The following is a 12383-nucleotide window of genomic DNA, read 5'->3' on the forward strand; positions in this document are numbered from 1 at the left end:
TCACAAGTGTGAGGGGCAGTCACTACCGCCAGCAGATGGGCGCTTGTTCCCTCTCCCGTTTACGGGAGAGGGTTAGGGTGAGGGGGCTATGAAGCAAAAAGGAGACCGCAGTCTCCTTTTGTTGTGGGCTGGCCCTCACCCCAGCCCTCTCCCACAAGTGGGAGAGGGAGTCACTACGCCAGCACAGGGGCGCTAAACACCAGTCGGAGGTGTAGATGCATCGGGCTGGCCCTCACCCCAGCCCTCTCCCAGCGGGGGAGGGAAAGTGGCGCTTATCCCAGCCCACTCTCACAAGTGTGAGGGGCAGTCACTACCGCCAGCAGATGGGCGCTTGTTCCCTCTCCCGTTTACGGGAGAGGGTTAGGGTGAGGGGGCTATGAAGCAAAAAGGAGACCGCAGTCTCCTTTTGTTGTGGCTTGGCACCAGCCTCGGCTTATGCCGCAACTGGCTCTGCCATGCCCTGGTGGCGCAGCAGGGCGTCCAGCTGGGGCTCACGGCCGCGGAAGGCCTTGAAGTTGTCCATGGCGCTGCGGCTGCCGCCCATTTCCAGGATGTTGTGCAGGTACTTCTGCGCAGTTTCCTGGCTGGCGGTGCCGTCCGAACCTTGGGTTTCTTCGAAGGCCGCGTAGGCATCGGCGCTCAGCACCTCGGCCCACTTGTAGCTGTAGTAGCCAGCGGCATAGCCACCTGCAAAGATGTGGCTGAAGGTGTTGGTGGAGCGGTTGTAGTCGGTCGTTGGCAGCACAGCCACTTCATCACGCACTTGCTTGAGCAGTGTCAGGTAGTCGCCATCTTTGGCGGCGCCGGTGTGCAGCAGCATATCGAATAGCGCGAATTCGATCTGGCGCAGCGTGCCCATGCCGGCCTGGAAGTTCTTGGCGGCAATCATCTTGTCGTACAGCGCACGGGGCAGTGGCTCGCCGGTGTCCACATGCGCGGTCATGTCGCGCAGCACGTTCCATTCCCAGCAGAAGTTTTCCATGAACTGGCTGGGCAGCTCGACGGCATCCCATTCCACGCCGTTGATGCCGGACACGTCACGCTCGTTGACCTGCGTGAGCATGTGGTGCAGCGCGTGGCCGGATTCGTGGAACAGGGTGATCACGTCATCGTGCGTCAGCAGGGCAGGCTTGCCATCTACGCCATCGGCAAAATTGCACACCATGTGGGCCACAGGTGTCTGCAGTGTGCCTGTGTCGGGGCGCAGCCAGCGGCTGCGCACATCGTCCATCCATGCGCCGCCGCGCTTGCCTTTGCGGGCGGGCTGGTCCAGATAGAACTGACCGACCAGCTGGCCGTTGCGCTCCAGTCGGAAGAACTGCACGTCCTTGTTCCAGACAGGCGCTTCGTCCTTGACGATCTTGACGTCAAACAGGCTTTCAATGATCTTGAACAGGCCAGCCAGCACCTTGGGTGCCGTGAAGTACTGTTTGACCTCCTGCTCGCTGAAGGAATAGCGCGCTTCCTTGAGTTTTTCGGAGATGTAGGTCCAGTCCCAGGGCTGTGGGTCGGTAATGCCCAGCTCCTTGGCGGCAAACTCGCGCAGATCGGCCACATCTTTTTCTGCGTAGGGGCGGGCGCGGCGGGCCAGGTCACGCAGGAAGTCAATGACCTGCTGCGGCGACTGCGCCATCTTGGGCACCAGCGAAACTTCGGCAAAGTTCTGGTAGCCCAGCAGCTGGGCCTCTTCCTGACGCAGGGCCAGAATTTCCTGGATGATGGCCGTGTTGTCGTACTTGGCCAGATCGCCCTCAGCCTGCTCGGAGGCGCGGGTCACATAGGCGCGGTACAGCTTTTCACGCAGTGCGCTGCTGTGCGCAAACTGCATCACGGGCAGGTAGGAAGGGATCTTGAGCGTGAGTTTGTAGCCTTGCTTGCCATCGGCCTCGGCAGCAGCCTTGGCGGCCTGCTTCACATCTTCGGGCACACCGTCGAGTTCCTGCTCGGTGGCGTAGTAGGCCCAGTGGTCGGTGGCATCCAGCGTGTTTTCACTGAACTTCTGCGCCAGCTCGGCGCTGCGCTCCTGAATCTTGGCAAAGCGCTCACGGTCTGCACCTTGCAGCTCAGCGCCGGAGAGCACAAAGCCGCGCAGCGAATTCTCATGCGCCTTTTTTTGCTCTGGGGTAAGGGTGGTGGTGTCAATGGCCTTGTACTTGGCGTACAGGCGTTCATCGGCCCCCAGGTTGGTCCAGAACTCTGTGACTTTGGGCAGCGCTTCGTTGTAGGCGGCACGCAGTTCAGGGCTGTCGGCCACGCTGGAGAGGTGGCTGACGGCGCTCCATTGCATGCCCAGCTTTTCGGTGGCGACGTCCAGCACTTTGGCAATCGCGTTCCAGTCTGCGGGGAAGTCCGGCGCTGTGACTGTCTCCAGCGCCACCTGGGCGCGCTCAATCAGGGTGTCGATGGCAGGGCCGACGTCTGCAGGCGTGATGCGGTCAAACAGCGGCAGGCTAGAGGGTTCAAGCAAAGCATTGGTCATAGCAAAGCATTTTGCTCCAACTGCCTGTGTTTCAAGGGCGTATAAAAACTATTTTCTTGATAGCTGCAGGTGCTGGATGGACGTGCGGTTTGCCAGGCTTTCGATGTGTGCAGAAGATGTTGGGTCAGCAGCGCATCATCTGGTTCAGCAGGGTGGAGTCTCCTGTACTGTGATGCATGCGGTTTGGCTTGGGCTTGCGCCTGTGGAACTGTCTGCTCAGGCTGGAGATCTGTATCGCTTTCGCATTGGAGTGCGGCAGCTTTGCGCGAATTGCTGAAAACATCAGCAATTCGGTACATCTTTCGAAAATTTTTTTGAGATTTGACAGCGTTTTTGATCAGAGAGGCCAAAAACTATGTGCATAATCTCGGCTTCTCTGAAGGGGAGTCGCCAAGTTGGTTAAGGCACCGGATTTTGATTCCGGCATGCGAGGGTTCGAGTCCTTCCTCCCCTGCCAGATTTTGTAGCTGGTCTGTTTGCAGGCCGGTTGCGTGTAGGGGAGTCGCCAAGTTGGTTAAGGCACCGGATTTTGATTCCGGCATGCGAGGGTTCGAGTCCTTCCTCCCCTGCCAGATTTTGTAGCCGGTCTGTTTGCAGATCAGTTGCGCGTAGGGGAGTCGCCAAGTTGGTTAAGGCACCGGATTTTGATTCCGGCATGCGAGGGTTCGAGTCCTTCCTCCCCTGCCAGAACACAAAACCCAGTCAGTTCACTGACTGGGTTTTTTTTTATGCCTGTTGCACAAATAAATGCCTATGTGCTGCCGTGGTCAGGCGTGCTATCAGCGGCATTCTGGCTGGCCCTATGCAGAGCCAGGCCGTCTGCCTAAGCCAAGGCGACGATGCGTACGTGCAAGGTCTGACCGCTGGCAATGATTTCGAACAGCCGGTCGATATTCGGGTGGCTGCCTGGGTGCTGGCGCGCAGCTTCTGTGTGCTCGGCAAACAGCACCAGCCCTTCTTGCGCAGCGGCAGCAGTGATGACACCACCATGCTTTGCAGCGAGCGCGTGGTACACGCGCACGGAACCGGCCTTGCCGGGCAGGTTGGGGATGCGGGCCACAGTGTTGCCCTGTGCATCCAGCAGTTGTAGTTCGGCAATATGGTCTACGGCGGGAAGGGTTTGCAAGTTGTCGGCGAAGGGCATGAAACGCTTTCAAGTAGAAAAAAATGAGAAGGCAGCCGGGCAGCAGGCTGCCGTGAAAATGTGCGTCCTATGCATCAAGCATCAAACGGCTGGACAGGCCGCAGAGCATTTTCCATCAGCCACAGGCGTTGGCGTGCACGGGTCATGGCAACGTACAGGCGGTTGCGCTCCAGAAAAGCTGTGGTTTTTTCTGCCGGTGCAGGAAAGCGACCGGGCTCCAGAAAGGGCAGGGCCACGTAGTCAAATTCCTGGCCCTTGGCCTGTTCAATGCTCAGCAGCTGAAAGGCAAAGCCGCCTCCTTGGCGCAGGGTTTTGCCGTGGCGCTGCGCCATGGTGGCTACGTGGGTCAGCACATCGGCTACTGGCATGTCTGCAATGGCTGCAATAAAGGCCTGCACACGGGCTCGCAGCTGGGCGCGGTCCTGCTCGGGCATGGGGGTTGCTGCAAACAGACCCCAGATGTCCGCTTGCTGCAGCAGCTGCGCTGCGTTGTCCTGCAGTGCCAGCGGCAGCTGCAGAAAGTTACCAAAGGCCGCGAAGTTGCGCTGGCCGCCTTGCAGGCTTTGTTCACCAATCAGAAAGCGCCAGATGGCCTGTGGGTAGGCCTGCATCTGCGCGGCCATGGTGGCCAGATCGCTGTCCTCCTCATTGCTGCGCTGGCGAATCTGGCCTTTGCCGAAGTACAGCGCACCGTCGATAAAGGCGCTCAGAATGTCTGTGCCCAGCATGCAGCGCGTACTCTTCCAGTCAGCCGCCTGCATGCTGTGGGCATAGAGCAGGCCCAGCAGCAGCGCAATATCGCGGTGCTGGTAGAACGGCTTCAGACCGTGCAGGCTGACGCTTTGGCCTGCGCGATGGATGGCCCATTCCAGTGCGATGGCATCATGCGCGTGGCGCAGGATGATGGTGAGCGGCCGCACAGGCTGTGCAGGGGCTGCTGGAATGCTGGCCTGTGCCTGCAGCAGCTGGGCGATGCATTGCGCATCGCTTTCGTAGCTGCAGCGCGTGACGGTGCTGCGCCGTGTGCTGGGTGCCTTCATGTCCACCGCAAACCACTGGTTGACGGCCTGTGCAATCTGCGGGCCAAAGCGGCGCGACTGGGTCAGCGGCAGGCTTTGCGTGGGCAGGGGTAGAAAGTCGGCCAGCTGGTGCAGCTTGTCCTGAAACACAGACCAGGCCTGGGCCTCAATGTGCTGGTTAAAGTCGCCTGCGCCCAGAAACCGTGCCTGCGTGGCCTGCAGCAGCTTGCGCAGCACGGTGAGTGCCGCCAGGTCCAGATCGTGCATTTCGTCAAACAGCACAAGCTCATACGAGGCGTGCAGCTGCGGTGCATCGTCCTGTGCCAGGGCGTAGGTGCAGTCGCCTTCGGCGTAGTAGCGGATATCGCCGCAGTGGTCGATGCGCAGGCGCTCATAGGCCGCAAACAGCCGCGCCTGCGTGTAGCTGAGCTGGTAGTTGTCGCAAAAGTCAGCCAGATCACCACCTTCTTCCTGCACACGCTGCAGCAGCAAAGACTTTTTGGCAGCGCGGTTGAAGGCGGCAAAGGCTTGCATATCCACTTCAGACGGCAATTCAATGCGTGGATCGGGGCGTTGCTGCAGCTGCTCTTCCAGCAGACGTAGGGCTTGCTGGGCCTGCTCGCGCAGCGCTACAGGGTCGGTCAGAAAGCGTGTGGCCGGGTCATGCTGGCGCAGCACGCGTGCGCACCAGCGCTCCAGCGTGGTGATGTGCAGATTCGCGGGCACGGCCTGCGTCAGCTGGCCCAGACGCTGGCGAAAGGCTTGCACCCCGGCGTGTGAACAGGCCAGCACAAGAATGCGCGTCTGTGGCCGCTCTCGCAGCACATGCACCGCGCGGCATGCCAGGGTGGTGGTCTTGCCAGTGCCTGCCAGCGCGGCAATGATGGCAGAGGGCGCGTCGCTGTAGACAATGGTTTGCTGCTCGTGGGAGAGCATCAGTGTCTGGCCGTGGTCGGTCAGAAAAGCATTGGGGCGTTGCATGGTTTCAAAGTGCATGACTGTGTGTCAAACAGTCCTTGGTCAATGTGCAGGCCAGGCCTGCTTTCAGCGGTGTGTTGTGCAGAGCGTTCTGAGCAGGCAAGTGCGGCAGATGCTCAGTCTTCATGACGGCGAGCACCCATGCCCATGCCAAGCCCGAGACCGCCCCCCATGCCGCCGCCACCGGCTCCACCACCGCCGCCACGGTTGCCTCCGCCTGCACCCCCTTCGGTGTTGCCCGCACGGCGCCCGCCAGGGCCTCCGGCGCTGTTGGGGCGCAAAGGGCCCTGGTTAGGGATGGCTACATCGCTGGGAATGGCTTCCAGATCCAGCGCATTGCGAATGTACTGGCGCAGTGAGCTCGCCAGCATGGCAGTTTGCACGGGGCGTCCCGCGACCAGGTCCTGGGCGGCCTGTGCAGCCATGCGCACCTGGTCTTCGGTACCCAGCAAGATGATGTCAGACAAGGCGGCCTCTACGGCATCGCGTGTGCGGCGCTGGCGTTCGGAGCTGCCGCCGGTAACGGGGCTGTCGTCATCTTCATCGGGTTCTAAAAAAGGTGTGGGTTCATCTTCCGGGCGCTCTCCGGCCTGCGTCATGGTGCGTGCATCCCGCAGATGCACGGGGCTGACGGTCAGATTGCCGGTGAAGGAGCTGCCCAGCGTTTTGTAGGCAGCAATCAGGGTGCGCAGTCGTTCATTGATCTGGCGGTTCTCGCGCTCGCGCTTTTTCTGAATGGTCTGCATGAACAGCAGACGCACGCCCATCATCAGCAGCGTCATCAGCAGCAGACTCATGATGGTGACGAGGATGGACGACCAGGAACTGAAATCAAACAGGGCACCGCGCATAGGTACTGCTTTCTGTGGGAAGACGCTAATTTTTTAGCGGAGGATGACGTTCATGATGTAGTCCCATTCCTCCGGGGTCACAGGCGTGATCGACAGGCGATTGCCGCGCTGCAGCACGCGCATGTTCTCCAGCGCCTGATGCTCCCGCAGTTCGGCAATGGAGACATAGCGGGTTTTCTTGACGGCCTGCACATCCACCATCAGCCAGCGGGGCTTGTCGGGGGATGACTTGGGGTCATAGTACGGATCGGCCGGATCGAACTGCGTAGGGTCTACGCGCAGATTGCCTGCAATGCGTGCGATGCCGTAGATGCCCGGCTCTGCGCAGCTGGAATGCCAGTACAGCACGCCATCGCCCACCTGCATCTGGTCGCGCATGAAGTTGCGTGCCTGGTAGTTGCGCACGCCCGTCCAGGGCATGAGTTGCCCGGGGGCCTGCAGGGCGTGGTCTATGGAGTATTCGTCGGGCTCGTTCTTCATGAGCCAGTATTGCGTACAGGTCATGGCGCTATTGTCAGGGCAGCGGCAATGCCTTGTGCGCGTACGTGCAACGGCATGGCGGTGTGTCTGTTTCACGCAGGGTGGCCGCGCTGCCGAACCTTTACCGCGCGGTGGGGCGCTTAATATGTATGGCATGAAAGAACAAGCTCGCCACATCACTACCGAACTGGTGCACCACAGCTACCAGCCCCCCCAGGCCTTTGCCGCCCCTCAGCCTGCGGTGCACAAGGCATCGACCGTCATTTTTGACAGCGTGCAGGACATGCGCACGCGCCGCTGGCTGGACAAAAGCGGCTACACCTACGGCCTGCACGGCACGCCGACCACCTACCAGCTGGAAGAGCGCCTGTGCAGCCTGGAAGGCGGTAAGCAGTGCCTGCTGGTGCCCAGCGGCCTGTGCGCCATCAGCACCGTGGCGCTGGGTTTGCTCTCGGCCGGTGATGAGGTGCTGATTCCCGACAACGCCTATGGCCCCAACAAAGACTTTGCGGAGCACGAGCTGGCGCGCTGGGGCATTCGCCATGCCTGGTACAACCCTATGGATGTGGCCGATCTGCAGGCCAGGATCAGCCCCGCGACCAAGCTGGTGTGGCTGGAAGCGCCGGGCAGTGTGAGCATGGAGTTTCCAGACCTGATCGCGCTGGTGCAGGCCTGCCAGGCGCGCGGCGTGACCACGGTGCTGGACAACACCTGGGGTGCAGGCCTGGCTTTCCAGCCTTTTGATTTGCTGGCCGATGGCGGCAGTCTGGCGGTGGATGTCTCTGCCCACGCGCTGACCAAGTACCCCAGCGGCGGCGGTGATGTGCTCATGGGCAGCATCACCACCGTGAACCAGGCGCTGCACATGCGCATCAAGCTCACGCACATGCGTCTGGGTATTGGCATTGGCGCCAATGATGCAGAAGCCGTGCTGCGTGCGCTGCCCAGCATGGCGCTGCGCTACCACGCACAGGACCAGTCTGCACGCCAGCTGGCAGCGGCCCTGCAGCGCCAGAGCGGCGTGGTGCAACTGCTGCACCCTGCGTTTGAAGGTGCGCCCGGGCATGCCTGCTGGCAGCAGCTGTGTGGCGCTGCCAACCAGGGGCAGGGCGCAGCGGCTGGCATCTTCAGCGTGGTGATAGATGCCAGGTTTGAGCAGGCCGCGATTGACCGTTTCTGTGACAGCCTGCAGCTGTTCAAGCTTGGCTACAGCTGGGGCGGCCCCATGAGTCTGGTCATGCCCTACGACATTGACAGCATGCGTGCCAACGGCCGTGGCTGTGTGCAGGCGGGCACCGTAGTGCGCTTTTGCATTGGTCTGGAAGACACGCAGGACTTGCTGCAGGATCTGGCCCAGGCCTGGGAGCAGGCCTTTGGGCAGGCATGGCAGCACTGAGTTGAATTGAGTTGTAAGCTACTTAAATAGGAGCTGCCTGCGCTTCAATTTAAAGAATTTCAGATATAAAACTATCTAAACCCCTTGTATTTCAAGCGCTGGCAGCTATTTTTTTGTTCGTCGGCTTCACAACTTTGTCTGACGTACAGACGCATGCTGTTGCCTCCATACTGGTTGGCATTTCTTGGCTAACCAATGCTTATTGCCTATGCAACCTGACACTCAAGCCCCAACCACCGCCGCGCGCAAGCCGCGCATGACTTTTGCCCCTGCCGTTGTCTTGCCTTCCTTGCTGGTGCTCGGTGCCCTGCTGGTGCTCTGCGGTTTTTATCCCCAGCGTGCAGACCAGCTGTTTGGCAGCGCGCAGGCCTGGGTGGTGACGAATTTCGACTGGTTCTACACCGTGGCCGTGACGGGTTTTCTGGTGTTTCTGGTGCTGATTGCCTGGAGCCGCTATGGCGATATTCGCCTGGGGCCAGATGATGCCAAGCCCGAGTTCAGCTTTGCCTCATGGACGGCCATGCTGTTTGCGGCTGGCATGGGCATCGGGCTGATGTATTTCGGCGTGGGTGAGCCGCTGCAGCACTACCTGAATCCACCCACGCAGGAGGCAGGCACACCGGCTGCTGCGCGTGAGGCGCTGACTTCTACCTTCTTTCACTGGGGTTTTCAGGCCTGGGCCATCTATGGCGTGATGGGGCTGGTGCTGGCGTATTTTGGCTTTCGCTACAACCTGCCGCTGACCATGCGCTCGGGCCTGTACCCGCTGCTGCAAAAGCGCATCAACGGGCCCATTGGTCACAGCGTGGATGCCTTCGCTTTGGTGGGCACGATTGCCGGTTTGGCCACCACACTGGGCTATGGCGCACTGCAGCTGGCGGCAGGCCTGAATCTGGTGACCGGCTGGGATACAGGAACCACGGCGTTTCGTATCGCCGTGATCGTCGTCGTCGTGGGGCTGGCGGGTCTGTCCGCAGCCTCCGGACTGGACAAGGGCGTCAAGCGCCTGTCAGAAGTCAATCTGCTGATTACGTTTGCCCTGCTGGGCTTTGTGCTGCTGTGTGGCCCCACGGTGTTTTTGCTGCAGGCCTTCAGCGAAAACATCGGCAACTACCTGTCCAGCCTGGTGGGCATGTCGCTGCGTACCTTCACCTATGAAGTCGCCAAGGACGATGGCTGGTTTGGCGGCTGGACCATCCTCTACTGGGCGTGGTGGATCTCCTGGTCGCCCTTTGTGGGCATGTTCATCGCGCGTATTTCGCGTGGCCGCACGGTGCGTGAATTCATTGTGGGCGTGCTGTTCATTCCCACGGCGTTCAACCTGCTGTGGATGACCGTGTTTGGCAATGGTGCGATCTGGATCGACACCCATGTGGCGCAGGGCGCGCTGTCAGCGACGGCCAGCAATGTGGATGCGCTGCTGTTCCGCTTCTTTGAATATCTGCCGCTGGCCAAGGCTGTGTCGTGGATCGCCGTCTTGCTGATTACCCTGTTTTTTGTGACATCGGCTGACTCGGGCGCCTATGTGGTGGATGCGATTGCTTCGCGTGGCCACCCACAGTCCCCTGTCTGGCAGCGCCTGTTCTGGGCGGCCGTGCTGGGTATGACTGCCGTGGTGCTGCTGCTCGCCGGTGGGCTCAAGGCCTTGCAGGCCATGACACTGGTGACCGCTTTGCCTGTAGCCGCCATCATGGTGCTGCTGTGCATAGGCCTGTGGCGCGGCATGAAGGCCGACCTGGCGCATGCCGGGCAGGATCTGGCGCCTGCTACCAGCTTCTGGACAGGCCAGCACTGGCGCAAGCGCCTGGAGCAGATCGTGCGCCAGCCTACAGAGGCAGATGTCAACCGCTTCCTTAAGGTATCGGTACTGCCTGCCATGCAGGAAGTAGTGGCTGAAATGCGCAAGCAGGGCGTAGATGCTCGGGTGCAGGATGACACGGCAGTGACAGAGGGTGCGGATGCAGGCTCTGTGCGCCTGATCGTGCCGATTACCGGGCTGCGTGACTTTGTCTATGGCGTGCGACCCGTCACACGCAGACTGCCGGGCTTCATGCTCACCGAGGTGACGGACGACGAAGCAAACGTGCGCCGCCACGTGGTGGAGCCCATCACCTTCTTTGAAGACGGCCGTGAAGGCTATGACGTGCAGTATCTGCGCCAGGAGGAGCTGATTGCTGACATCCTGCGCAACTACGAGCGCTACCTCTCGCTGATGGCCGACCAGCGCACCGTGCTGCTCAACCGCGCACCCGGGCATACGGAGTAACGCGCCTTTGCACTGAATACCCCCATGCCGCAAGTACACACGTGGCATGGGGGGTGTGACAGGTGCTGATGTCATGCTTGTGAATTCATGACATTTTTATGACGATGCAGGCTTTTACCCGGGTTACCTCGGGTAAAGACGTCATGACCGAATGCGCGACAAGCCCCGTCCAAGTCAGTTAGTCGCGCAGCGACTTGGAGGCCAAGCCGTCTGATTTGGGCGGGGAAGGATAGCGCTGCCCGCGCAAGCGGGCATGGGTATTCAATGGGGTGTTTGCTGCTGCTCGATATATCTGCGGATTACGTCAATTGGCGCACCGCCACACGACGCGGCAAAGTACGAAGGCGACCACAGCATGTTTTTCCAGTACCTCTTCGCCATATCAGGGCGCTCCTTGCGCAGCATCCGACTGGAGACACCCTTGAGACTGTTCACGAGACTTGCCACGGCCACCTTGGGCGGGTAATGCACCAGCAGGTGTACGTGGTCATCTTCGCCATCCATTTGCACTAGCTCTGCCTCAAAGTCTTTACACACCCGCGCAAAGTGCAGCCGCAGCCTTTCGATGGCATCGCCATCGAAGACATGGCTGCGGTATTTGGTAACAAAGACCAAATGAACGTGCATTTGGAAAAAACAGTGTCTGCCAGATCGTAAGTCTTGATTATTTGCCATAGACCAACTATAAATTACCCTATGGAAACGACCAAGACCCTCAAGTTGCGCATTAAAGACAAACACGCTCGCGTGTTGTCTGCAATGGCACGCGAGGTCAATACGGTCTGGAATTTTTGCAATGAGACAAGCCATCGCTCTATCCGAGAGCGATTCAAGTGGCTGTCTGCCTACGACTTGCAAAAGCTCACGGCGGGCTACAGCAAATGCGAGGGGGTGCAAATTGGCTCAGCAACTGCGCAGCTTGTCTGTGAGGAATATGCACTAAGGCGCAGGCAGTTTAAAAAGGCCAAGCTGCGCTGGCGTGTGAGCAACCCCAAGAGCAGCAAATACAGCCTTGGCTGGATTCCTTTTAAGGTCGGTGGAGTCAAGTACAAAGCAGGCCAGGTTGTGTTCGCAGGCCACAAGCTCAGCTTGTGGGACAGCTACGGGCTGGCAGACTACGAGCTGCGGGCAGGCAGCTTTGTGCAAGACACACGCGGGCGCTGGTATCTGTGCGTAGCGGTCAAGGTGCAGGTCAAGCCCAGCACTGCCACAGGCAGCATTGGTCTCGACTTGGGGCTTAAAGAAGCTGCCACAGCCTCCAATGGACAAAGTATCGAAGGACGCTTCTATCGCAAGCTAGAGGCCAAGCTAGGCATTGCGCAGCGTGCCCATAAAAAGCAGCGTGTCAAAGCCCTGCACGCAAAGATTGCGAACCAGCGCAAAGACATGCTGCACAAGTTCAGCACCCGGCTAACAAAAGAGTACGGTGCGATCTTTGTGGGCGATGTGAGCAGCCAAAAGCTGGTTAAAACCAAGATGGCTAAAAGCACGCTGGATGCGGGCTGGTCAATGCTAAAGACGATGTTGGAATACAAGAGCCAGCAGGCCGGTGTCGTCTTTGAAGTAGTCAACGAAAGCTACACAACCCAGACTTGTTCGTGCTGCGGGAGTATTCCCGCAAGCAGTCCGAAAGGTAGAGCAGGTTTGCGAATAAGAGAGTGGACTTGCAGCGATTGTGGTGCGGTGCATAACCGCGACACCAACGCTGCAAGGAACATTCTCGCGGCGGGACTTCGCCGTCTGGAAGCAGGAATCACCGTCCTTTAGGGC

General features: G+C 59.8%; 10 protein-coding genes and 3 tRNA genes. 6 read left to right on the forward strand and 7 right to left on the reverse strand.

All coding sequences use genetic code 11. From position 1 onward, the window contains the following. Positions 1-433: 433 nt before the first annotated feature. Both F7P80_RS15400 and F7P80_RS15405 read right to left on the reverse strand, forming a co-directional pair. On the reverse strand, positions 434-2479 hold the full coding sequence (locus F7P80_RS15400; RefSeq protein ID WP_151045921.1) for a M3 family metallopeptidase: 2046 nt from the start codon (positions 2477-2479) through the stop codon (positions 434-436). After that, positions 2476-2829: a hypothetical protein gene (locus F7P80_RS15405; protein WP_151045923.1), complete on the reverse strand. Its 354-nt coding sequence runs from the start codon at positions 2827-2829 to the stop codon at positions 2476-2478. The genes F7P80_RS15400 and F7P80_RS15405 overlap by 4 nt, the downstream gene beginning before the upstream one ends. A 30-nt stretch (positions 2830-2859) precedes the next feature. Here F7P80_RS15405 and F7P80_RS15410 point away from each other — a divergent pair. From F7P80_RS15410 to F7P80_RS15420, 3 genes are all read left to right on the forward strand, one after another. Next, a tRNA-Gln gene (locus tag F7P80_RS15410) sits at positions 2860-2936 on the forward strand. Positions 2937-2974: 38 nt separating this feature from the next. After that, a tRNA-Gln gene (locus F7P80_RS15415) sits at positions 2975-3051 on the forward strand. 38 nt (positions 3052-3089) lie between these two features. Further along, positions 3090-3166 (forward strand) — tRNA-Gln (locus tag F7P80_RS15420). A gap of 136 nt (positions 3167-3302) precedes the next feature. Here the strand turns inward: F7P80_RS15420 and F7P80_RS15425 are convergent. The 4 genes from F7P80_RS15425 to F7P80_RS15440 form a co-directional block, all read right to left on the reverse strand. Next, positions 3303-3623, reverse strand: coding sequence for a DUF2322 family protein (locus tag F7P80_RS15425; RefSeq protein ID WP_058879575.1), 321 nt, complete (start codon positions 3621-3623; stop codon positions 3303-3305). 74 nt (positions 3624-3697) lie between these two features. Continuing rightward, on the reverse strand, positions 3698-5638 hold the full coding sequence (locus tag F7P80_RS15430; RefSeq protein ID WP_249041502.1) for a UvrD-helicase domain-containing protein: 1941 nt from the start codon (positions 5636-5638) through the stop codon (positions 3698-3700). A gap of 98 nt (positions 5639-5736) precedes the next feature. Then, on the reverse strand, positions 5737-6471 hold the full coding sequence (locus F7P80_RS16845; RefSeq protein ID WP_170265401.1) for a hypothetical protein: 735 nt from the start codon (positions 6469-6471) through the stop codon (positions 5737-5739). A gap of 33 nt (positions 6472-6504) precedes the next feature. Then, complete coding sequence (locus tag F7P80_RS15440; RefSeq protein WP_058879577.1) at positions 6505-6975, reverse strand: EVE domain-containing protein; 471 nt, start codon at positions 6973-6975, stop codon at positions 6505-6507. Positions 6976-7096: 121 nt separating this feature from the next. On the opposite strand from F7P80_RS15440, the gene F7P80_RS15445 reads away from it, so the two are divergent. Together F7P80_RS15445 and F7P80_RS15450 are read left to right on the forward strand one after the other, a co-directional pair. Further along, the gene (locus F7P80_RS15445) at positions 7097-8347 is read left to right on the forward strand and encodes an aminotransferase class I/II-fold pyridoxal phosphate-dependent enzyme (RefSeq protein WP_114070893.1); all 1251 of its coding nucleotides are present in this window, start codon (positions 7097-7099) and stop codon (positions 8345-8347) included. 208 nt (positions 8348-8555) lie between these two features. Continuing rightward, positions 8556-10613 (forward strand): BCCT family transporter, encoded by a 2058-nt coding sequence (locus F7P80_RS15450; RefSeq protein ID WP_151045925.1) that lies wholly within the window; start codon positions 8556-8558, stop codon positions 10611-10613. A gap of 261 nt (positions 10614-10874) precedes the next feature. Here the strand turns inward: F7P80_RS15450 and tnpA are convergent, their stop codons facing one another. Continuing rightward, positions 10875-11288, reverse strand: a complete 414-nt coding sequence (gene tnpA, locus F7P80_RS15455; RefSeq protein ID WP_151045927.1) for an IS200/IS605 family transposase — start codon at positions 11286-11288, stop codon at positions 10875-10877. Positions 11289-11309: 21 nt separating this feature from the next. On the opposite strand from tnpA, the gene F7P80_RS15460 reads away from it, so the two are divergent. Further along, on the forward strand, positions 11310-12380 hold the full coding sequence (locus F7P80_RS15460; RefSeq protein ID WP_151045929.1) for an RNA-guided endonuclease InsQ/TnpB family protein: 1071 nt from the start codon (positions 11310-11312) through the stop codon (positions 12378-12380). The last annotated feature ends 3 nt before the right edge of the window (positions 12381-12383 follow it).

This window comes from Comamonas kerstersii (assembly GCF_008801935.1).
GTDB classification, from domain to species: Bacteria; Pseudomonadota; Gammaproteobacteria; order Burkholderiales; family Burkholderiaceae_C; genus Comamonas; species Comamonas kerstersii.

Coding starts and splice junctions, on each gene's coding strand:
- F7P80_RS15460 (WP_151045929.1), top strand. CDS start 11,310: ATGGAAACGACCAAGACCCTCAAGTTGCGCATTAAAGACAAACACGCT.
- F7P80_RS15440 (WP_058879577.1), bottom strand. CDS start 6,975: ATGACCTGTACGCAATACTGGCTCATGAAGAACGAGCCCGACGAATAC.
- F7P80_RS16845 (WP_170265401.1), bottom strand. CDS start 6,471: ATGCGCGGTGCCCTGTTTGATTTCAGTTCCTGGTCGTCCATCCTCGTC.
- F7P80_RS15445 (WP_114070893.1), top strand. CDS start 7,097: ATGTATGGCATGAAAGAACAAGCTCGCCACATCACTACCGAACTGGTG.
- F7P80_RS15430 (WP_249041502.1), bottom strand. CDS start 5,638: ATGCACTTTGAAACCATGCAACGCCCCAATGCTTTTCTGACCGACCAC.
- tnpA (WP_151045927.1), bottom strand. CDS start 11,288: ATGGCAAATAATCAAGACTTACGATCTGGCAGACACTGTTTTTTCCAA.
- F7P80_RS15450 (WP_151045925.1), top strand. CDS start 8,556: ATGCAACCTGACACTCAAGCCCCAACCACCGCCGCGCGCAAGCCGCGC.
- F7P80_RS15400 (WP_151045921.1), bottom strand. CDS start 2,479: ATGACCAATGCTTTGCTTGAACCCTCTAGCCTGCCGCTGTTTGACCGC.
- F7P80_RS15425 (WP_058879575.1), bottom strand. CDS start 3,623: ATGCCCTTCGCCGACAACTTGCAAACCCTTCCCGCCGTAGACCATATT.